Below are 20,587 nucleotides of genomic sequence, written 5' to 3'. Positions count from 1 at the left end.
AAAAGATAAACTTCGCTTTACTCCAAAAAAGAAGCGAGCTTCATTTTTGAAGCTCGCTTGCATATCCACTTTTTTGTGGTTTATTCGTGACCTCGACAGGATTCAAACCTGTAACCCTCAGAGCCGAAATCTGATGCGCTATTCAATTGCGCCACGAGGCCAGTAATACGTTACAAATTTACGAAAGTTTTCTTTTAACAATGTTGGAAATAGTTTTCCCATCTGCCTGTCCGGCCAATTCTTGAGACACAAGACCCATAACTTTCCCCATATCCTTCATTCCTGAAGCACCAACAGCATCTATGGTCTGTACAACAACTTTCTCTATTTCTTCTTCGGTGAGTTGTTCTGGTAAAAATTTCTCTATGATAGCAGCTTGAGCTAATTCTGGATCTGCCAAATCGGCCCTACCTTGTTCTCCATAGATAGCTGCACTATCCTTGCGCTGTTTTACCAGTTTTTGCACCAACTTAACTTCATCTTCTTCAGTAAGTCCGACACCAGAACCTGTTTCGGTCGCAGCCATCAACAAAGCTGATTTAATAGCCCTGAGTGACTCCAATGCAACAGTATCCCTAGCTTTCATAGCTATTTTCATTTCTTCCATTACACGTTTTTGCAAGCTCATATCCAAATAATTTAGCAGTGCGAAGATAAAAAATAAACCCGAAAACAACTTGTATTTTCGGGTTTAAACGTATTATAAAATGAAAGAAACAACATTCCCTTTAATCCACATTATCATGTAAAAATGAATTGTTGGAACGCAATTGGATCTCATCATTACTATCCTCACTAAGCGAAGTCCTTGAGACTTTATTTTCCCTTGAAACCTCATTTAGGTTCACCCCTTGTCTTTTATAGGCGGGTTGTTTTTCGATCTCATCGATCTTATTCATACTATTTTGAAACTTATAATTAAAGTCTTTCAGTTTTCTTCTGCGCTCATCGGCCCTAGACTTTAACAATTCTTCGAGAGGAGTATCCATTGGATTGATTTCTTTGGTGTCGTCCATTGGTGAAACTTCGTCCTGTTGAACTGTCTTTTTTTCAAAAACCAATTCGTTCTCTAAAATTTTAGGTTCAAATTTTTCTGCTTTAGATTTTGCACCTGTCAGTTTTTGCTCCAATTCCATATAGTCATCCAAGCTGTATCTTTTCTCCCCGTTCTTGTTGTATTCCAATACAGGAACAACCTCAATATGATCCCTAACATCTATTTCCCTTACCTCATCCAAACTAAAGGTAATAGTATGCTCTTTTTCCTCTTCCTCTTCAAAATTTCTTTTGGATTGACTAAAAGGCATATCAAAACTTAGTGTAAATTGGTCCTCATCCTGACTTCTGGAAGAAACATATTCTGGCTCTACCACTTCAATATCACTAAGACTGTCCTTGGAGTCTATGACAATAAAATCCTCTTCTACATTCTCTGCGATGACCTCCTCATAAAAAACATTGAAATTTTTGATATAACTTGTAGTAGGTATCAAATCCATTAATTTCACAGGGGCTTTCGCCTGTATTTCTTCTTCTTCCTCTTCTTCTACTAATTCATGTTTAACGACCAGCTCGGGAGTTGGAGTTGCCTCTTCCTCTTGTTCCAATTCCAATTGGCGCACAACATTACGCGTAGTAAGCATCAAATCCTGTTCGGCCTTTTGCTCATCCTCTAAAGTGTGTATAATCTTCTTGGATTCCGTATTCACTATATTATCCTGCTGGTCTATATTAAAACCCGTAGCTATCACCGTTACGGCGATGGCCTCTCCCAAACTTTCGTCCTCACCAACACCCATGATGATATTGGCACCGTGTCCTGCCTCTATTTGGATATGGTCATTGATCTCCCCGATCTCGTCAATGGTAATCTCTTGTGATCCAGAAACGATGAGCAACAATACGTTTTTAGCACCAGTGATCTTGTTATCGTTCAACAGTGGGGAATCCAGAGCCTTCGTAATCGCTTCATGGGCCCTTGATGACCCAGATGCCGCAGCAGATCCCATAATGGCAGTACCACTATTGGACAATACTGTCTTGGCATCACGTAAATCTATGTTTTGTGTATAATGATGTGTAATTACTTCTGCAATTCCTCTTGCTGCCGTTGCCAACACTTCATCAGCTTTCGAGAAACCTGCCTTAAAGCCCAAATTACCGTAAACTTCCCTAAGCTTATTATTATTGATTACAATTAATGAATCTACATTTCTTCGCAGTTTCTCCATTCCCACATGGGCCTGCTCACAACGCATTTTTCCTTCAAATTGGAAAGGAATGGTCACTATACCAACCGTTAATATATCCAATTCCTTGGCTTGCTTGGCAATAACAGGGGCAGCTCCAGTACCTGTTCCCCCACCCATACCTGCAGTAATAAATACCATTTTTGTATTGGTCCCTAACATGGATTTAATATCCTCCATGCTCTCAATGGCGGCTTGCTCCCCTACTTCAGGATTTGCACCAGCGCCCAATCCTTCAGTTAGGGAGACCCCTAGTTGTATTTTATTGGGAACTGGACTATTATCCAATGCCTGTGAATCTGTATTACATATCACAAAATCCACTCCGTTAATTCCGGCCTGGAACATGTGATTGATGGCATTACTACCACCACCTCCTACACCTATGACTTTTATCACATTGCTTTGATTCTTGGGCAAATCAAAAGCTATACTTTCAAATTCAGTGTTCTTGCTCATTCTTTTAGTATTACTGGTTATACGATATGTGTTCTCTATACTATGCCCTATTCCGCATTATCCAAGAAGTCTTTCAACTTTTCGGACCATTTGTCAAATATGGATTTTCGTTCTCTTATTGCTTTTGGCTGCTCCTTAGTAGCCTGTCCATTCCCTTCATCGTAAATAACTTCAGATTCCACCTCGTTTTGAGAGGCTTCAATGGCTTTTACCTTTGCTTTAGTATTGATGGCATTCATCAATAAACCTACTGCAGTGGCATACAAGGGACTGGCTATTTCCTCATCTGAATCACCTGCCAAATGTTCATTGGGGTATCCAATCCTAGTGTCCATGCCCGTGATATATTCCACCAATTGCTTTAAATGCTTCAACTGGCTTCCTCCACCTGTCAATACAATACCTGCAATCAATTTTTTCTTTTGATCCTCATGACCATAATTCTGTATTTCCACATAGACCTGTTCTATGATCTCTACAACTCTGGCATGTATGATCTTTGAAAGATTTTTAAGGGTAATTTCCTTGGGTTCCCTTCCCCTAAGTCCTGGGATGGACACAATCTCATTATCCTTATTCTCTCCTGGCCAAGCCGATCCAAATTTTATTTTTAATAGCTCCGCCTGTTTTTCAATAATAGAGCATCCTTCTTTTATATCCTCGGTAATAACGTTACCTCCAAAAGGGATAACCGCCGTATGCCTAATGATGCCGTCCTTGAAAATGGCTAAATCAGTGGTTCCACCACCTATATCAATTAAGGCAACCCCTGCTTCCTTTTCTTCCTGGCTCAATACCGCATTTGCGGATGCAAGTGGCTCTAGGGTAATGCTTCCAAGATCCAAGCCAGCACTCTTAATACATCTTCCCACATTTTTTATGGAAGATACCTGACCTACCACCACATGAAAATTAGCCTCCAACCTTCCACCGTACATCCCTATGGGTTGTTTAATTTCAGCTTGGCCGTCAACCTTATATTCTTGTGGCAATACATGGATGATTTCTTCTCCGGGCAACATCACCAATTTGTATACCTGATTGCATAGTTTGTCCAAATCATCTTCATTGATCACCTCTTCAGAATCTATCCTAGTGATGTAATCACTATGTTGCAAACTCCTGATGTGTTGACCAGCAATCCCTACCACTACAGAACTAATCTTTAACCCCGAATTCGCTTCCGCTTGTTCAATGGCCTGTTGGATGGATTTAATGGTTTGAGTAATGTTATTAACGACACCACGATGCACACCAAGACTCTTGGATCTTCCGATACCTAGAATCTCAATCTTACCGTACTCGTTCTCCTTCCCTATAATGGCCACTATTTTGGTGGTTCCAATATCCAATCCAACCGAATAACTACCTTGTTCCATACCCTAAATTTTGGTGCACACTACTTGATTATTATACTCTAAACTCACTAAATCATAATGATTCAGTGTCTTGTCCTTGGTGGCCTTGTTGTAAAAGGCCATAAAGTTGTTGAACTTTTCCTTTAAATTTTCAACGCCCCCTAAGTTCACCACGAAGTTCTCCATACGAAACTTTAGCTGGTAATCTCCATCGACACCCACATGGATCCCGATGATATTTTTTCTTAGAAAATTATCCGTATTGATATATTCGAGGATCACGTATATATCTTCCAAACTTTTTCCAGTGATGCTACCTGTAATTATAGGCACCCTTGCAGAGTGAATTTTAGAGAACGGCATGCGCTTTCCCTCATCATCTACATAATATTTTTTATCCCCCTCAACTCTTCCGATTGGCCTCCGCTGAATGATTTTCGACGTAAGTTTCCCATCTACAGTAAGATACACTTGGGCACTTTTCACCATGTCATCGGTCTCAATAACCTTTTCTATGGTATTCAAAATTAATTTTTCTTTAGGCACGTTTTTAAGGTTCCCATATTTTTGTATTAACAATTTATTAACCATCTCGTGGGTGGTGTAAAGATTCTCGTCTCCCAAAAACTGCAAGTCAATATCATTCACTGATTTGGCGTTGCTCCTGTGGTTGGAAAACGCGTAAAGACCCGTTACCAAAAGTAGTAGTAGTAGCAATTTCAGATAGTTCCAATTAATTTTCATGGGTAAATTCCTTTTCAATTTTTTCAATTTCTAAACCTATATCACCAGCTCCCATAGTTACCAGAACATCTGGAGCTTGTTTCTTTATCTCTTCCAACAACCCTGATTTTGTAATCAGTTTTTTATTTGAATTGTTTATTTTTTGCAACAACCAGTCCGAGGTTACTCCCTCAATAGGTTGTTCCCTTGCAGGATAAATATCCAATAAGAGCACGCTGTCAAATTTCTCTAAACTCTTGGCAAAATCATCTATAAAGTCCCTAGTTCTAGAATACAGATGAGGCTGAAATATTGCCAATACTTTTTTGTTCGGATGCATTTCTGCAACGGCCTCGTATACCGCATTTATTTCTGTAGGATGATGGGCATAATCATCAATAAAAACAAAATCATCAGTTTTTATTCGGTACGAGAATCTTCTTTGCACCCCTTTGAAGGTTCCCATAGCATCCACCAAACGCTGTTTTGGAGCATCTGTTTGTAAAGCCATAGCAAAGGCTACTAAGCCATTTAGTAAATTATGCTTGCCTGGCTTACTGAATCTAACTCCTCTAAAAGTTTCTTCTGGGGTAACTAGATTAAAAATATAGGCGCCATTTTCTATTTCAAGATTTTCAATACAAAAATCTGAATTATCCCCTATACCGTATGTAATACCATCCAACGGTAGGCCATTACGAACAAAGAGCTTGCCTTCTGGCTTTATTCTACCTGCAAAATTCTTAAAGGACTGCACCAAAGCCTCACTTGTACCATATATATCCAAATGATCCGCATCCATAGAAGTAATACAAGCCACATTTGGAGTAAGCTGAAGGAAAGACCTATCAAACTCATCGGCTTCTACAACTGATACTTCGGTTCCTTCCAACAAAAAATTACTATTGAAATCTTCAGAAATTCCCCCTAAGAACGCGGTTATTGGCATGCCTGCTTCCTTTAGCAAGTGTGCCAAAATACAAGAAGTGGTGGTTTTACCATGGGTGCCTGCAACCGCCAAACAAAAACTATGATTAGTAACCAACCCTAGAACAGCTGACCTTTTTCTAACTTCAAATTCCTCCTTTATAAAATACTGGTATTCTCTATGATCTATAGGAACTGCTGGAGTATAAACCACCAAGGTTCCTATTGGAATTTTATAATGTTGAGGCACCAGATCTATATTATCCTCATAATGAATCTCCATGCCTCCCTCTGCCAATTCTTTGGTCAGTGGACTCTCTGTCTTGTCATATCCCCCTACATTTTTTCCAATAAATTTGAAATAGCGGGCCAAAGCGGACATTCCTATACCTCCGATTCCTATAAAATAAACGCTATGTAGATCCTTAATATTCATTAATATGCTATGTAGAGCTTTAGTTCTTTAATAATTTTTCTATCTCATCCACGATATGCTTAGTAGCATTGGGCATTGCTAATTTTTTTATATTGGCACTAAATTTCTCCTGACGCTCCTTGGAATTGAAAATCTCCTTAAAAACCACTTCAAAATGCGTATTCAATTCTTTTTCTTTTACCATTTCTGCGGCATTTTCTGAAATCAGGGCTTGTGCATTTTTTGTTTGATGGTCTTCAGCAACATTGGGAGAAGGGATAAAAATTACTGGTTTCCCCACGATGCACAATTCAGATACCGATCCAGCACCTGCCCTAGAAATGATCATATCTGCTGCCCCATAGGCAAAATTCATTTTGTTTAGAAAATCAAATACCTTTACCGACTCTGAATCATATTTCTTGTATTCCTCATAATACAGCTTACCACATTGCCACACCACTTGTAATCCCAATGATTCAAAAAACCTCACCTTCTCTTCTACTAATTGATTGATTCTACGAGCACCTAAGCTTCCACCCAAAATCAACAAAACTGGCTTTGAAACGTCTAAGCCAAAGAATTCAACTGATGTTTTTTTATCAAGAGAGACCTTCATTAAATCACTACGCACTGGATTTCCAGTTTTTATAACTTTATCGGCTGGAAAAAATTTGTCCATCCCATCATAAGCCACACAAATTTTTTCTACTTTCTGAGCCAACATCTTATTAGTGACCCCTGCATAGGAATTCTGCTCCTGCAATACGCAAGGAATCCCTTTGCCAGAAGCTATTTTCAAAAGCGGACCACTAGCAAAGCCACCGGTTCCAATGACCATGTGGGGTTTAAATTCTGCTATTATGTTTCTCGCTTTCATCAAACTACTAATCAATTTTATAGGAAATATTAAATTTTTAAGAGTCAATTTCCGCTGCAACCCACTAATCCACAATCCTTTAATTTCATATCCCGCCTGAGGAACTTTCTCCATCTCCATTCTATCCTTGGCACCTACAAACAGAATTTCTGCTTTTGGAAACCTCACTTTTAATTCATTCGCTATGGCTATTGCCGGATATATATGTCCACCTGTTCCGCCTCCAGAAAGTATAAATCTATAATTGTCCACTTAATACTTCTAAAGGGTTTGTTTCATCTAATTCTGAGGCATTTTCCTCCTCCTCTATATTTTTATTACTTGCGCTCAATACAATTCCTATGGCAAGACAGGTCATCCAAATGGAGGTGCCTCCACTACTAATCAATGGCAGGGTCTGCCCCGTAACCGGAAACAATTCTACAGCCACAGCCATATTAATCAAGGCTTGAAAGACAATGGGCAAACCAACCCCAACGACCAATAACTTACCAAAAACACTAGAACTACCATTAGCAACAACTACTATTCTAAACAGCAACAACAGATAAAAGAACATAATAGCAAAACCACCAATAAGTCCATATTCCTCTACAATAATGGCATAGATAAAATCTGAAGAGCTTTGGGGCAAAAAGTTTTTCATTACGCTTTTCCCGGCGCCACTACCTACAATACCGCCAGTAGCAATTGCTATTTTAGCCTTTTCTATCTGGTAATCAGCCTCGGTATCCTCAGGATTCCAAAAGCTTTCTACCCTACTGATCCATGTATCTACTCTATTAGGAAACACATCTGGGACGGCCTTGGCCACCAAAACGAACAAGGTGAGCGAAACTAATCCCGTGACCACTATGCCCATTAAATACTTCATAGGATACCCCCCCATAAAACATAGTAACAACACCATAAAAAAGATAATGGCTGCTGTGGAAAAGTTCGCAGGCAGGATTAGTATTACTACTAGGAAAACGGGTAACCACAAGGGCAGAATACTCTCTTTAAAATGTATATCCTTATCCTTGATTTTAGTGAGATATCTAGCAACATAGATCATCAAAACTACAGATGCCAACGTTGATGTTTGAAATGTAAAACCAACCAAAGGAAGCCGTATCCAGCGACTAGCATTGGCACCTTCAATGGTTGTTCCCTGTGCCAGAGTATATGCCAACAATAATAATACTATAGGCATCGCAATAAGGGATAGCCCTTTAAAAAAGTGTGTCGGTATCTTGTGTACACCATAAATCACACCAAACCCTAGAACTAATAACATGGCATGTTTCAACAAATGTCCTGCTGTAGTGCCATTACCCACCACATATACCAAATTACTGCTGGCACTGTAGACCGGTAAAAAAGAAAAAAGGGCCAAGAGGGCGACTACCCCCCAAATGGCCTTATCTCCTTTTATATTTTTCAAAAAATCTACCACACTATAGGTTTTTTACCGCTTCCTTAAATTGATCTCCTCGATCTTCGTAATTCTTAAACAAATCAAAACTAGCACAGGCTGGTGACAACAAAACTGTGTCGCCTCGCTCGGCTATTTTGTAAGCTACCTTTATGGCCTCTTCCATAGAAAAAGTCTCTACCATTAAATCCACGGCATTTTCAAAGGCGTCCTTTATTTTAGAATTGTCCAATCCTAAACACACAATGGCCTTGACCTTTTCTCTAACCATGGGCATTAGAGACAGATAATCATTCCCCTTGTCTAATCCTCCCACAATCCAAACCGTAGGAGTCTTCATGCTATCTAATGCATAATATGTAGCATTTACATTGGTAGCTTTGGAATCATTGATGTACTGCACATGATGAATTTTTAATACTTTTTCCAAACGATGCGCAGCCCCTTGAAAGTTTTGGACACTTTCTCGAATAGTTTGCTTTCTGATCTGCACCAACTTTGCCGCAGTAGATGCCGCCATAGTATTTTTAAGGTTGTGCTTGCCTTCTAAAGCCAAAGTGTCTTGTTCCATCTCCATTGTGTTATTTTGAGTTGTAATCTGTATTTTATTATTTTTCATATATGCTCCTTCTATAAATTCTTTCTCCAAAGAGAAAGGAATCAATTTTGATGGTATTTTGTGTTGTCCCAAATAATTTAACAGTACTTCATCATCAGCATCATAAATAAGGTAATCCGCTGCGGTTTGATTCTGTACGATCTTAAATTTGGAAGCAATATAATTTTCAAACTTATAATCATATCTATCCAAATGGTCAGGTGAAATATTAGTTATGATAGCGATATGCGGTTTAAAATCTACAATCCCATCCAATTGAAAACTACTGATCTCCAATACGTAATAATCAAAATCCTGCTCTGCCACCATTTTCGCAAAACTGTCTCCAATATTACCTGCCATCCCTACGTTCAATCCTCCATTTTTCAATACATGATAGACCAACATTGTGGTTGTGGTCTTTCCATTGCTTCCCGTTATTCCAATAATGGTTGCTTGGGTATATTGAGAGGCGAACTCTATTTCTGAAATAACGGGAATGTTCATTTCCCTGAGCTTCACTACCAAGGAAACAGTATCTGGAATTCCTGGACTCTTCATGATCACATCTGCAATCAGTATTTTAGTCTCCGTATGTCTCTCCTCTTCCCAATCGACTCCAAGATTTTCAAGAGCGTTTTTATATTTTTCCTTTATTTTCCCTGAATCAGAAACAAAGACATCATATCCCATTTTCTTACCTAAAATGGCAGTACCAACTCCGCTTTCTCCACCACCTAATATGACTAACCTCTTCATTAGCGTACTTTTAAGGTTACGATACAAACAATTGCCAAGAGAATTCCTATAATCCAGAATCGGGTCACTATTTTACTTTCGTGATATCCCTTTTTCTGATAATGATGATGAAGTGGCGCCATCAAAAAAACACGTCTTCCTTCCCCAAATCTTTTCTTGGTATACTTAAAATACCCTACTTGTAACATAACTGAAATTGATTCAGCGAAGAAGATTCCGCATAAAACAGGAATTAGGAGTTCTTTTCTGACTATAATGGCAATAACCGCTATCACCCCACCTATTGTTAGGCTTCCCGTATCTCCCATAAATACTTGTGCAGGAAAGGCATTATACCATAAGAATCCTACTAGGGCGCCCAAAAAGGCCGCTACAAAAACTACCAGCTCCCCTGCCCTGGGTATAAACATGATATCTAAATAGTCTGAGAAAACGATATTACCAGAAACGAAAGCAAATATACCTAGGGTAAATACAATAATTGCCGAGGTTCCCGCCGCCAAGCCATCTATCCCATCAGTCAAATTAGCCCCATTGGATACAGCTGTAACTATTATAATAATGATAGGAATAAAGATCAACCACGCATAGGATTTCAAGCCTTCTCCGGCCCAAGTGATAAACACACTGTAATCGAGCTCATTATTCTTAAAAAAAGGAACGGTAGTTTTTGTGGATTTAATTTCATTCCCAGATTGGGCCACAACGGTATAATTTTCAGTTATTACTGTCCTGTTCGCCTCTTTCATAGTCACTTGTGGATGAAAATAAAGGGTTGCACCAACGATTAGCCCCAATACCACTTGCCCTATTATTTTAAACCTTCCTTTTAACCCTTCTTTATCCTTCTTGAAAATTTTTATATAATCATCTATAAACCCAATAATTCCCATCCATATGGTCGTGATGATCAATAAGATGACGTAAATATTATCTAGTTTGGCAAACAATAGCACCGGTATCAAAGTAGCTATGATAATAATTAAGCCTCCCATAGTAGGAGTCCCCGCTTTTTGCTTCTGTCCATCCAATCCCAAATCTCTAACTGTTTCACCTATCTGCTTGCGCTGCAAAAAAAGTATAATGCGCTTTCCATAAGCAGTAGCAATAATCAATGAGAATAATACCGCAATTGCCGCACGAAAAGTGATAAACTGGAACAGTCCCGCTCCAGGGATTTGGTAATGTTCTTCTAAATATTCAAAAAGGTAGTATAACATATATCTTTTCTATTTTCGTCTTTCCCAAAAGAAAATGGAAATGCTACTTATTTAAAACCATTAATAATTCCTTCACTTTCTTATAATCATCAAAATTTACACGCAGCCCATTGGTCTCCTGATAGGTCTCATGACCTTTGCCAGCTATCAAAATAATGTCATTGACTTCTGCCAATTGACAGGCTGTTTTAATTGCCTGCTCCCTATTCTCAATGGCAAGCACCTTGTGTAGGTTTTGCGCTTCTACCCCTTCCTCCATTTCCTCAATAATCCGCGCAGGCGATTCCGTACGAGGATTATCTGAGGTAAAGATTGCCTGATTACTTAATTCTGTAGCGATATAACCCATAACCGGACGTTTAGACTTGTCTCTGTCACCACCGCACCCCACTACGGTAATGACTTTTTCATTTCCAGTCCTCAATGCATTTATCGTAATAAGTACATTTTTTAATGCGTCCGGCGTATGGGCATAATCGACTATTGCTGTTATTTTATTTTTTGATATAAAATATTGAAACCGGCCATCAACGTTTTCCAATTCACTCATCAACCTCAATATCTCTAATTTCTGCAATCCCAAAAGATCAGCCGTGGCATAGATGGCCAACATATTGTAAGCATTAAAATCCCCTATTAACCTAGACCAGACTTCATCACCATCAATCTTTAACAATTGGCCATGAAATTGGTTCTCCAAAATCTGTGCTCTATAATTCGCATAAGATTTTAATGCATAAGTAAATTTTCTGGCTTTGCTATTCTGAAGCATTACCAACCCATTTTTATCATCTATGTTGGTAAGGGCAAAAGCCGTTTTAGGCAACTTATCAAACAATATTTTTTTGGTATTTCTATATTCCGCAAAGGTTTTGTGGTAATCTAAATGGTCGTGAGAGAGATTCGTAAAAATAGCACCGGCAAACACCAAGCCCTCTGTTCTTTTTTGATGAATCCCATGGGAACTCACCTCCATAAAACAGTACTCAACCCCCACCTCATTCATTAAAAACATATGATAGTTAATGGTCAACGCATCTGGAGTTGTATGGCTGGTCGTGTAAACTTCCTCATCTACCATTATTTTAATAGTAGAAATTAAACCTACTTTAAAACCGGCCTTTTTAAACAACTGATACAAAAGACTACTGACGGTTGTTTTACCATTGGTACCGGTAACCCCTATTAATTTGAGATTTTTAGATGGGTTGCCGTAGTAATTGGAAGCCATTATTGCCAATGCCTTATTGCCATTGTCAACCTCCACATAAACAACACCATTTACCATATCTAAGGGAAGCTCCTCGCAAATAATTGCCTTAGCGCCTGCCGCAACAACCTGTCCGATATATTTATGACCATCTGTTACCGTTCCCCTAATGGCCACAAAAACATCATCTAACTGCACTTTTCTGGAATCAAAAACAATAGTATTTACCATAACATTGGTACTGCCGCTAACGGCGGAAAGGCTAACCCCATACAATATGTCTTTTAACAACATCATGAAAGTTCCAATATTATTTTCTTTACTTTAATCAATTCTGTTCCTTGGGTTACTGACTGGGTCTTCACCTTACCATACCCTTTTACCTCTACTTCTATCCCTAAATTTTCCAAAAGTGCCACAGCATCCATACCGCTCATGCCCTTTACATTTGGAAGAATCTTATAATCTCGCTGCGCTTTTGCATAGTATTGTTCGTAATTTTTATCCAACTGTACTTCCTCTGGCCTTACATCTTCAATCTCATCTGTCAATGGATTTGTAGCATAGATTTTTTGGGCTATGGACTTAAATACTGGTCCAGATACATCTGCCCCATAATATCCCACACTTTTATCTGGCTCATGAATAACCACGATACAGGAGTATTTTGGATTATCCGCAGGAAAATAACCGGCAAACGTAGAAATGTACTTTAGCTTGTTAGGATCCTTGGATACATAATCTTTTTGACAAGTACCTGTTTTTCCAGCCATTGAAAAATTAGGAGAATACAAGCTGTGGCCAGTACCATAGTCCTTTTCCACAACATCCTTTAAAAGTTGTTGTACCTTGTTCACGGTCTCTTTGGAGCAAATGGACGGATTGATAACCTCCTTCTCAAACTTTAATATTGTTTTATCCCATTCCCTAACCTCTTTGATTAATCTGGGCTTTACCATTTCACCATCATTGGCAATTGCATTATAGAAGGACAATGTCTGCAATGGGGTAAGCGAAACCTCATATCCATGTGACATCCATGCCAAAGAAATTCCAGACCATCCTTTGTCTCCAGGATATCTTATAACTGGTTTGCCCTCCCCATTGATAGGTAAACCCAATTCTTTATGGAGATCCATGTTCATTAACCGATTGACAAATTTTCCCGGATTATCCTTGTAATTATTATGGATCATCTTAGCAAAAGCTGTGTTAGATGAAAGTTCAAACGCTTTCGCTACTGATATCTTACCATAACCTCCCCATTTTGAATCCCTAACCGTCCTATCATAAATACGCCATTGACCTTTTTCTGTATCAATCACAGTGCTCGTATCCACAACCTTATCCTCCAACGCCGCAACCAATGACATCAATTTAAAAGTAGACCCTGGTTCATGAGATTCTCCTACGGCATAATTTAAACGCTCGTAATATCTACCGTCACTAGTGATTCCTAAATTAGATATAGCCTTAACCTCCCCAGTTTTAGTCTCCATTACAATGACACAACCATGATCTGCCTTGTATTTTTCTAATTGTCCCAAAAGTGCATGGTGAGCGATATCCTGAATGTTGATATCTATTGTCGATATCACATCATACCCATCCTGTGGTTCCACAATATTATCGAACCCTATAGGCTTCCATTGCCCTTTGGCAATTTTCTGTTTTAATCGCTTGCCTTCTACACCTCTTAAATATTCTCCGAAAGCTCCTTCAAGCCCCACACGGGTATAATAGCCATTTTCATCTACCCTTTCATAACCAACACTGCGTTCTGCCATTTTCCCCAATGGATGCTCACGCACTGTCTTTTGCTCTACAATTAGCCCGCCCTTATATGGACCTTTGTTAAACAATGGAAATTCTTTTACTTTTATGTAGTCTGAATAATCAAGATTACGAGCTATTAATTTATACCTGTTCTTGTTGGCCTTTGCCTTACGGAATAACTGCTGATAATAAGAAGAAGACTTATTGAAGGTTTTAGACAAGGCATCAGATAAAGGTTTTACGTGCTCCTCAAAATCCTTGTCGCTCACTGTTTCCGCATCAAAACGAATGGAGTACCTGGAAACGGAGGTCGCTAACAAACTCCCATCATCAGAATACAAATTGCCCCGATTCGGGGCAATGGTAAACATCTTTTCAGTACGATCCATAGCGAGCTGTCGGTACTTGTCCCCATCTACCATTTGGATGCTGACCAGCTTCACCAAAACCGCTATAGCAAATAGGAAGAAAAATCCCACTACTATGTACAATCGGGTCAATATGTTTTTTTCCGTTGTAGCCACTATTCTTTCGACTTTACTATTATTTTATTTGGTGGAGTTTCGGATGGATATAATCCGTCTAGTTCTAAGGATCCCATAATGGTCGATTCCAGTTTCAATCCTTGCAGATCGGAACGTACATCTACAAATTCACTCCTCAATTCCCTTACTTGCTCATTTAAACTCGCAATGCGATGCACCTTACTATCCGCGCTATGTGAGCTCGCAATCATTACCGTGGCCAAAAAAGAAGCGAAAATGATAAAAAGCCAATTCTTGGGCGCGTCTCCGCTCACCAAAAACTTACCTTTTAAAATATCCAAAATTCCTTTTCTCATACCTTAATATACACTTGATCCAAAAAATCCAAACCGTTTACGTCTTTTCCGCTATCCTCAACTTGGCACTACGCGCCCTATTGTTCAATTTTATCTCCCCCCTAGAAGGAACTATCAATCCTCCTACTTTTTTAAAGGGAACATCTATATTTCCATAAAAATCTTTCTCAGGCTCTCCGTCAAACTGTCCAGCTCTAATAAATCGCTTCACTAAACGATCTTCCAAAGAATGGTAACTGATCATACTCAATCTCCCGCCCACTTCCAATATTCCAGGCATCTGGGTCAAAAACTCCTTGATTACATCAATCTCTTGATTCACTTCAATACGAATGGCCTGATAAATCTGGGCCAATATTTTATGCTCTTTTGAAGGCGGCAAAAATTGCTTTAACACTCCCTTCAACTGATCTGTCGTCTGTATTGGAGTTTCCGATCTAGCAACCTCAATCACCTTGGCCATGGCATTGGCATTTCTTAGATCGCCATATTCGAACAAAACCCTTCTTAGCTCATCATAGGAATACTTATTTACCACGTCATAGGCAGATATTGTATTCTTTTTGCTCATCCTCATATCCAAGTCCGCATCAAAGCGGGTTGAAAATCCGCGCTCTGCCTTATCAAACTGGTGAGAGGAAACGCCAAAATCGGCTAAAACACCATCTACCTTTCTTATACCATAGAACTTCAGAAATTGGGTCATGTACCTAAAATTCTCGTGGATCAACTGAAAACGCTCGTCATCCAAGGCATTTTCCAATGCATCCTCGTCTTGATCAAAAGCAAACAACTTGCCCTTCTTGCCCAACCTACTCAGTATTTCCCTAGAATGCCCACCACCACCAAACGTAACATCAACATACACTCCGTCCTCTTTAATATTGAGTCCATCCACAGACTCCTTCAACAATACCGGATTATGATAACTCATCTCCATCACCCCCCATTACTTCTTCTGCTAAATCCGCAAAATCCTCTGCAGTTTCATCAATTACTTTTTCATAATTATCTTTATCCCAAATCTCAATGATATTGATTGCCGAACTCAACACCACATCTTTGGATATACCAGCTATGGAAGCCAAATTCCTAGGAATCAACAGCCTACCCGTAGCATCCACCTCAACAACCTTTACCCCAGCAGAAAACCGTCTGATAAAGTCATTATTTTTCTTTTTGAATCGGTTTTTTTTGTTCATCTGCTCCATCAAAAGATTCCATTCTTCCATGGGATACAATTCTAAACAAGGCTGAAAAACGGATCGTTTCAAAACAAAACCATTGGAGAGCATAGGGGCCATCTGATTCTTAAGAGCAACAGGCATCATTATCCTGCCCTTAACATCGGCTTTACACTCGTATGTCCCTATGAAACTTATCACAAAAGAGGTCGGTTTATTTATATAACTCAAATATATAGAAATTATTACCACTATTTACCACAAATTACCACATTGTTAATAAATTTCTTATTTTTAGAATTAAATTGGACCGTAACATCCTGATAAATAGCGTAAAAAAAAGTGGTAGCTTTTTCTAAACCACCTATAAAACAGCGAGTTATTACAGGCTTTACATTTCGCGCAAATGCATTGCCATTATGTGGAATTGTCTATATTTGTCAATTAAGACCAGAAGCTATCCTTAAATGGAACAACAGATAATTAAAGAAGGGAAATTTAGATATATTGAGATGGGTGAAGGAAAGCCCATTATTATATTACATGGTCTAATGGGTGGCTTAAGCAACTTTCACGGCGTGATGAACCACTTCCCAAAAAAGGGTTATAAAGTGCTTGTTCCAGAGCTGCCGATTTACGACATGCCGCTACTAAAAACCAATGTCAAGAGTTTCGCTAAATTCTTAGAAAGTTTTATTGAATTCAAAGAGTTGAAGGATGTTATTCTTTTAGGAAATTCGCTTGGTGGCCACATTGGCCTACTACACACAAAGCTTTATCCCAAAATGGTAAAAGCTCTTGTTATCACGGGAAGCTCTGGCCTATATGAAAGCGCTATGGGCGATGGATATCCAAAGCGCGGAGATTATGAATTCATAAAAAAGAAAGCTCAAGACGTTTTTTACGACCCAGAGGTGGCCACCAAAGAAATAGTTGATGAAGTTTTTGCCACGGTAAACAATAGGATAAAATTAGTAAAAACTTTGGCTATTGCCAAGAGTGCCATACGCCACAACATGTCCAAAGACCTTCCCAACATGCACACGCCTGTATGTATCATTTGGGGGAAAAATGACAATGTAACCCCGCCCAATGTAGCCAATGAATTCCACGCACTATTGCCAGACTCCGAGCTTTATTGGATAGAAAAATGTGGACATGCCCCCATGATGGAACATCCCAAAGAATTTAATGCACTATTGGACTCTTGGTTAAGCAAGCGCAACTTCTAAAGAAAGATTGAAATGAAAATTAAATCGGCCAACTTTGTAATGAGCAATTCCAAAGTGACCCTTTGCCCTAAAGATCCATTGCCGGAATATGCTTTTATTGGTCGATCTAACGTAGGGAAATCCTCCTTGATTAACATGTTAACCCAAAGGAAAAGTTTGGCCAAAACATCGGGCACACCTGGAAAAACACAACTGATCAATCATTTTAAAATCAATGATAACTGGTTTTTGGTAGATTTACCGGGCTATGGCTACGCTAGAGTTTCTAAAAAGGATAAAAAAACTTTCCAAAAATATATAACGGATTATTTTTTAGAGCGCCAACAACTGGTATGTGCTTTTGTATTGGTGGATATCCGACACGAACCCCAAAAAGTAGACCTAGAATTCATGGAATGGATGGGCGAGAACGCCATCCCTTTCTGCATTGTATTTACCAAGGCAGACAAACTAAGACCAAAGGCTATTGAAAACCATATTGAGGCTTACCTAAAGGATTTGTTGGCAGGCATATGGGAAGAAGCGCCACAGTATTTTGTAACCTCGTCATCTAATGAAGTAGGAAGGGAAGAGCTATTGCATTTCATTGATGACCTTAACGAAAAATTCTTCAAGGAAATACAAAATAGCACAGTGTAACGATCTATATCCCCTTTATCCTCCCTTTTGAAGAATACCGATTAAATCTTCAGGTGTATTGAGTGCATTTAGCTCTTCGGTACCCACACAGACTTCCAATCCATTATCCGTTTCAGCAAGAATGATAGGGAATGTAAATTTGTGCCCAAATTTAGAGGCATAGGCTTTAGAAAATTCATCTTTATGTAAAAATTCCATTTCTAAAGAAGACTCATTCCTAAACTTTCTCCAGATCCTGTTCTCTGCAAATACCCCAAAAGTTATATCACACAGGTTACAATCGTACGTTTTTGGACTCAAAATTTTATGGGCAGTATCCATGAAGGAATTTCCTTTTCCGGAGTTTGCATTATACACAAAAAGCAATTTTTCTTTCGGAGTTACTCCCACTCTTTTTCCCATAGTACACAATTAGTCCTCCCAAAGTAGAAATCCTTACGACTAGCAGTTGATTTAACCCTATTTATTAAGTTCTAGTTTCTCAGCGAAATAATCACAGAAATCCTTCATAGTAGCCGTCATTTTTTCATCCTGAGTGGCTTTCATAAAAGTATCCGAAAGCGATACCAACGTCTGATGAAAGAAAATCTTCATTTCATCCACGGGCATATCCTTGGTCCATAAATCAATTTTTAAGGATTCTTGATTTTTACTATCCCAAACGGAAAGCAACATCGCCTTAGCCTCTTCATTGTTTATACCTCCATCTTGTGCGGACCAGCTCAATTTTTCTGGAACCCTATTTTCATCTACGGCAACCCTTAAGATGATCTCTGATGTTTCTAATTTTGACATTTAAATACTATTTATTCCATTAATTACTTTGACATTACTGCTTTTCTCTATTTACTAGGCTTGTATTTAGACCTTTTAAAAACTTCCTCGGCAGGAAGGCTTAACAATTGCTGTAAAGTAACATCGTTCTTTTCCATAAAAGACCTTATTATTTTCCAACCAATAAACCGCCCAATTCTTCCTGGCGACTCATTATCCAACTCCAACTGAAATTTTGAAAATGGCGCCTGATCCAAAAATCGAATTGCCAATTTAGTATCTGTACTGTACAATAATTCACGTTCAATAAAATACCTCCAAATCATTTCCTCATTAGCTTTTGCCCAATCCAACTCTTCTTGGGAGTATCCAATTTTTTTTGCATCGGTTTCTAATGGTAAAAGTTTATCTTTCAAATAGAGCTCTTTTCCGTAGTATACAAGTTGCGATAAAAAGGTACGATCACTCGGAGAAGGGTTTACCTTTTTAGCAAATGCTGAAGCCACATCGGTTACCACATAATCCCTGTCCAAACTAAACGAAATATACTTCTGAATACCACCGTAGAATTTATGATCTCGCCCCAAATAATTGTCTAATCCAATAATCAGTAATGAGTCGGCCAATATCACACGATTATTATAATCTACATCAGAAGTAATGGTCACAACAGTTGGAATGTCTATGTTTGGAAAGTAAAATTTTACATGTTTAAAAAACAATTCCAAATCATGAGTTTCTTTATCAAAATTTGGAAAAACCTGACCCACTTCATACAGTAGCTCAACTTGAAGGGTATCCTTCAATTTGGCTTCCCAAACACTATCCGGATACTGGGCAGGAAATAAATAAGGGTATGCATTTTTAAGCACTGGAATATCCAAAGGCCCTGCTTCAGCAAAATCCCTATCAAAACGCAATACCTTTACATTAACATTAATCTTCTGAACCTCTTCCTTTACTTTTTGGTCATTACCACAGCTAATAACTATAAAACAGAGTCCTAAAATGAATACAATTGAATTTTTCATCTAAAGTAATTACCGCTACACTTTATTATTAAGCGCTTACGCTTTATTTTTACGGAGCAAAGTTAATTGTTTTCAACTTAAAAAGGACTGCTATGCAAACTGAAAAAGTAATAGATCATATCGTAAATTGGCTAAAAGATTATGCCACTAACGCAAAATGCAAGGGATTTGTGATTGGCATCTCCGGAGGAATAGATTCCGCCGTAACTTCAACCCTCTGCGCAAAAACTGGACTAGACCTCCTTTGTTTAGAAATGCCCATACATCAAGCGGAAAGTCAAGTAACACGCGCTTCCAAACATATCTCTTGGCTAAAACAAGATTTTTCGAATGTAAAAAGTCATAGCGTAAACCTAACGCCAGTTTTTAATCAACTAATTAAATCACTGCCCCCTGTGAATAATGAAGAGGATCGGTTTATGTCTTTGGCCAATACTCGTGCAAGATTGCGTATGACCTCCTTATATTATTTTGCAGCCCTTGAAGGATATCTGGTAACAGGTACTGGAAATAAAGTGGAAGACTTTGGTGTTGGTTTCTATACCAAATATGGCGACGGTGGGGTAGATCTCAGCCCAATAGCAGACTTGTTAAAGACCGAGGTTTACGACATTGCAAAAGTGCTTGGAATTAATCAAGAAATAATAAAAGCAGCACCAACAGACGGACTTTGGGGAGACGACCGAACGGATGAGGACCAAATTGGGGCATCATACCCTGAATTGGAATGGGTTATGAAAATGAAGGAAGAAGGAAAAGAAGAAGGTGATTTTAACGGCAGAGAAAAAGAGGTTTTCCGTATCTTTAATAAATTTAATTCAGCAAATTGGCATAAGATGATTCCTATACCCGTTTGTGAGATACCCATTGCCCTAAAATAGCCGCTTAGCAGAAA

Annotated in this window: 20 protein-coding genes and 1 tRNA gene; 3 read left to right on the top strand and 18 right to left on the bottom strand. The window is 38.8% G+C overall.

Annotation, left to right across the window (positions count from 1 at the left end; all coding sequences use genetic code 11):
* Positions 1–87 precede the first annotated feature (87 nt).
* From ABXZ36_RS13005 to mraZ, 15 genes are all read right to left on the bottom strand, one after another.
* Positions 88–161: transfer RNA gene (locus tag ABXZ36_RS13005), tRNA-Arg, on the bottom strand.
* 17 nt (positions 162–178) lie between these two features.
* Positions 179–628 (bottom strand): GatB/YqeY domain-containing protein, encoded by a 450-nt coding sequence (locus tag ABXZ36_RS13000; protein ID WP_354616110.1) that lies wholly within the window; start codon positions 626–628, stop codon positions 179–181.
* 100 nt (positions 629–728) lie between these two features.
* Entirely contained in the window at positions 729–2,708 is a 1,980-nt protein-coding gene (ftsZ, locus tag ABXZ36_RS12995; protein ID WP_354616109.1) for a cell division protein FtsZ, read from the bottom strand.
* Positions 2,709–2,755: 47 nt separating this feature from the next.
* A complete protein-coding gene (gene ftsA / locus ABXZ36_RS12990) occupies positions 2,756–4,087 on the bottom strand; it encodes a cell division protein FtsA (protein WP_354616108.1) in 1,332 nt (443 codons plus the stop codon).
* A gap of 3 nt (positions 4,088–4,090) precedes the next feature.
* Positions 4,091–4,810, bottom strand: a complete 720-nt coding sequence (locus tag ABXZ36_RS12985; RefSeq protein ID WP_354616107.1) for a cell division protein FtsQ/DivIB — start codon at positions 4,808–4,810, stop codon at positions 4,091–4,093.
* Positions 4,800–6,152, bottom strand: a complete 1,353-nt coding sequence (gene murC, locus ABXZ36_RS12980; RefSeq protein ID WP_354616106.1) for a UDP-N-acetylmuramate--L-alanine ligase — start codon at positions 6,150–6,152, stop codon at positions 4,800–4,802. Before murC ends, ABXZ36_RS12985 begins: the two co-directional genes overlap by 11 nt.
* Before the next feature lie 19 nt (positions 6,153–6,171).
* Positions 6,172–7,263, bottom strand: coding sequence for an undecaprenyldiphospho-muramoylpentapeptide beta-N-acetylglucosaminyltransferase (murG, locus tag ABXZ36_RS12975; RefSeq protein WP_354616105.1), 1,092 nt, complete (start codon positions 7,261–7,263; stop codon positions 6,172–6,174).
* The gene (locus tag ABXZ36_RS12970; RefSeq protein WP_354616104.1) at positions 7,250–8,449 is read right to left on the bottom strand and encodes an FtsW/RodA/SpoVE family cell cycle protein; all 1,200 of its coding nucleotides are present in this window, start codon (positions 8,447–8,449) and stop codon (positions 7,250–7,252) included. The genes murG and ABXZ36_RS12970 overlap by 14 nt, the downstream gene beginning before the upstream one ends.
* Position 8,450: 1 nt before the next feature.
* Positions 8,451–9,785, bottom strand: a complete 1,335-nt coding sequence (murD, locus tag ABXZ36_RS12965; RefSeq protein ID WP_354616103.1) for a UDP-N-acetylmuramoyl-L-alanine--D-glutamate ligase — start codon at positions 9,783–9,785, stop codon at positions 8,451–8,453.
* Positions 9,785–11,005 carry a phospho-N-acetylmuramoyl-pentapeptide-transferase gene (mraY, locus tag ABXZ36_RS12960; protein WP_354616102.1) on the bottom strand — a complete coding sequence of 407 codons (1,221 nt, stop codon included), beginning with the start codon at positions 11,003–11,005 and terminating at the stop codon, positions 9,785–9,787. The genes murD and mraY overlap by 1 nt, the downstream gene beginning before the upstream one ends.
* A 43-nt stretch (positions 11,006–11,048) precedes the next feature.
* Positions 11,049–12,512: a UDP-N-acetylmuramoyl-L-alanyl-D-glutamate--2,6-diaminopimelate ligase gene (locus ABXZ36_RS12955; protein WP_354616101.1), complete on the bottom strand. Its 1,464-nt coding sequence runs from the start codon at positions 12,510–12,512 to the stop codon at positions 11,049–11,051.
* On the bottom strand, positions 12,509–14,515 hold the full coding sequence (locus ABXZ36_RS12950) for a penicillin-binding protein (RefSeq protein WP_354616100.1): 2,007 nt from the start codon (positions 14,513–14,515) through the stop codon (positions 12,509–12,511). The genes ABXZ36_RS12955 and ABXZ36_RS12950 overlap by 4 nt, the downstream gene beginning before the upstream one ends.
* Complete coding sequence (locus tag ABXZ36_RS12945) at positions 14,515–14,832, bottom strand: FtsL-like putative cell division protein (RefSeq protein ID WP_354616099.1); 318 nt, start codon at positions 14,830–14,832, stop codon at positions 14,515–14,517. The genes ABXZ36_RS12950 and ABXZ36_RS12945 overlap by 1 nt, the downstream gene beginning before the upstream one ends.
* 37 nt (positions 14,833–14,869) lie before the next feature.
* Complete coding sequence (gene rsmH / locus ABXZ36_RS12940) at positions 14,870–15,766, bottom strand: 16S rRNA (cytosine(1402)-N(4))-methyltransferase RsmH (protein ID WP_354616175.1); 897 nt, start codon at positions 15,764–15,766, stop codon at positions 14,870–14,872.
* A complete protein-coding gene (gene mraZ / locus ABXZ36_RS12935; RefSeq protein WP_354616098.1) occupies positions 15,753–16,217 on the bottom strand; it encodes a division/cell wall cluster transcriptional repressor MraZ in 465 nt (154 codons plus the stop codon). Before mraZ ends, rsmH begins: the two co-directional genes overlap by 14 nt.
* A 266-nt stretch (positions 16,218–16,483) precedes the next feature.
* On the opposite strand from mraZ, the gene ABXZ36_RS12930 reads away from it, so the two are divergent.
* Both ABXZ36_RS12930 and yihA read left to right on the top strand, forming a co-directional pair.
* On the top strand, positions 16,484–17,248 hold the full coding sequence (locus ABXZ36_RS12930) for an alpha/beta fold hydrolase (protein ID WP_354616097.1): 765 nt from the start codon (positions 16,484–16,486) through the stop codon (positions 17,246–17,248).
* 12 nt (positions 17,249–17,260) lie between these two features.
* A complete protein-coding gene (gene yihA / locus ABXZ36_RS12925; RefSeq protein WP_354616096.1) occupies positions 17,261–17,887 on the top strand; it encodes a ribosome biogenesis GTP-binding protein YihA/YsxC in 627 nt (208 codons plus the stop codon).
* Between the two features lie 15 nt (positions 17,888–17,902).
* Here the strand turns inward: yihA and ABXZ36_RS12920 are convergent, their stop codons facing one another.
* The 3 genes from ABXZ36_RS12920 to gldB are packed head-to-tail and all read right to left on the bottom strand — an operon-like array spanning position 17,903 to position 19,692.
* On the bottom strand, positions 17,903–18,289 hold the full coding sequence (locus tag ABXZ36_RS12920; protein WP_354616095.1) for a GTPase: 387 nt from the start codon (positions 18,287–18,289) through the stop codon (positions 17,903–17,905).
* A 57-nt stretch (positions 18,290–18,346) separates the two neighbouring features.
* Positions 18,347–18,682, bottom strand: a complete 336-nt coding sequence (gene gldC / locus ABXZ36_RS12915; protein ID WP_354616094.1) for a gliding motility protein GldC — start codon at positions 18,680–18,682, stop codon at positions 18,347–18,349.
* A 47-nt stretch (positions 18,683–18,729) separates the two neighbouring features.
* Positions 18,730–19,692 carry a gliding motility lipoprotein GldB gene (gldB, locus tag ABXZ36_RS12910; protein WP_354616093.1) on the bottom strand — a complete coding sequence of 321 codons (963 nt, stop codon included), beginning with the start codon at positions 19,690–19,692 and terminating at the stop codon, positions 18,730–18,732.
* Positions 19,693–19,784: 92 nt separating this feature from the next.
* On the opposite strand from gldB, the gene nadE reads away from it, so the two are divergent.
* Positions 19,785–20,573, top strand: a complete 789-nt coding sequence (nadE, locus tag ABXZ36_RS12905; RefSeq protein WP_354616092.1) for an NAD(+) synthase — start codon at positions 19,785–19,787, stop codon at positions 20,571–20,573.
* The last annotated feature ends 14 nt before the right edge of the window (positions 20,574–20,587 follow it).

The organism is Sediminicola arcticus (assembly GCF_040566695.1).
Classification (GTDB): domain Bacteria; phylum Bacteroidota; class Bacteroidia; order Flavobacteriales; family Flavobacteriaceae; genus Sediminicola; species Sediminicola arcticus.
Note: the sequence above shows the minus strand (reverse complement) of the source record. Positions and strands in the feature narration are given on the sequence as shown.

Coding starts and splice junctions, on each gene's coding strand:
- nadE (WP_354616092.1), top strand. CDS start 19,785: ATGCAAACTGAAAAAGTAATAGATCATATCGTAAATTGGCTAAAAGAT.
- rsmH (WP_354616175.1), bottom strand. CDS start 15,766: ATGAGTTATCATAATCCGGTATTGTTGAAGGAGTCTGTGGATGGACTC.
- yihA (WP_354616096.1), top strand. CDS start 17,261: ATGAAAATTAAATCGGCCAACTTTGTAATGAGCAATTCCAAAGTGACC.
- ABXZ36_RS12985 (WP_354616107.1), bottom strand. CDS start 4,810: ATGAAAATTAATTGGAACTATCTGAAATTGCTACTACTACTACTTTTG.
- ABXZ36_RS12955 (WP_354616101.1), bottom strand. CDS start 12,512: ATGATGTTGTTAAAAGACATATTGTATGGGGTTAGCCTTTCCGCCGTT.
- ABXZ36_RS12920 (WP_354616095.1), bottom strand. CDS start 18,289: ATGGGAAAAAGAGTGGGAGTAACTCCGAAAGAAAAATTGCTTTTTGTG.
- gldC (WP_354616094.1), bottom strand. CDS start 18,682: ATGTCAAAATTAGAAACATCAGAGATCATCTTAAGGGTTGCCGTAGAT.
- mraY (WP_354616102.1), bottom strand. CDS start 11,005: ATGTTATACTACCTTTTTGAATATTTAGAAGAACATTACCAAATCCCT.
- ABXZ36_RS13000 (WP_354616110.1), bottom strand. CDS start 628: ATGAGCTTGCAAAAACGTGTAATGGAAGAAATGAAAATAGCTATGAAA.
- ABXZ36_RS12930 (WP_354616097.1), top strand. CDS start 16,484: ATGGAACAACAGATAATTAAAGAAGGGAAATTTAGATATATTGAGATG.
- ABXZ36_RS12945 (WP_354616099.1), bottom strand. CDS start 14,832: ATGAGAAAAGGAATTTTGGATATTTTAAAAGGTAAGTTTTTGGTGAGC.
- murD (WP_354616103.1), bottom strand. CDS start 9,785: ATGAAGAGGTTAGTCATATTAGGTGGTGGAGAAAGCGGAGTTGGTACT.
- murC (WP_354616106.1), bottom strand. CDS start 6,152: ATGAATATTAAGGATCTACATAGCGTTTATTTTATAGGAATCGGAGGT.
- ftsZ (WP_354616109.1), bottom strand. CDS start 2,708: ATGAGCAAGAACACTGAATTTGAAAGTATAGCTTTTGATTTGCCCAAG.
- gldB (WP_354616093.1), bottom strand. CDS start 19,692: ATGAAAAATTCAATTGTATTCATTTTAGGACTCTGTTTTATAGTTATT.
- ftsA (WP_354616108.1), bottom strand. CDS start 4,087: ATGGAACAAGGTAGTTATTCGGTTGGATTGGATATTGGAACCACCAAA.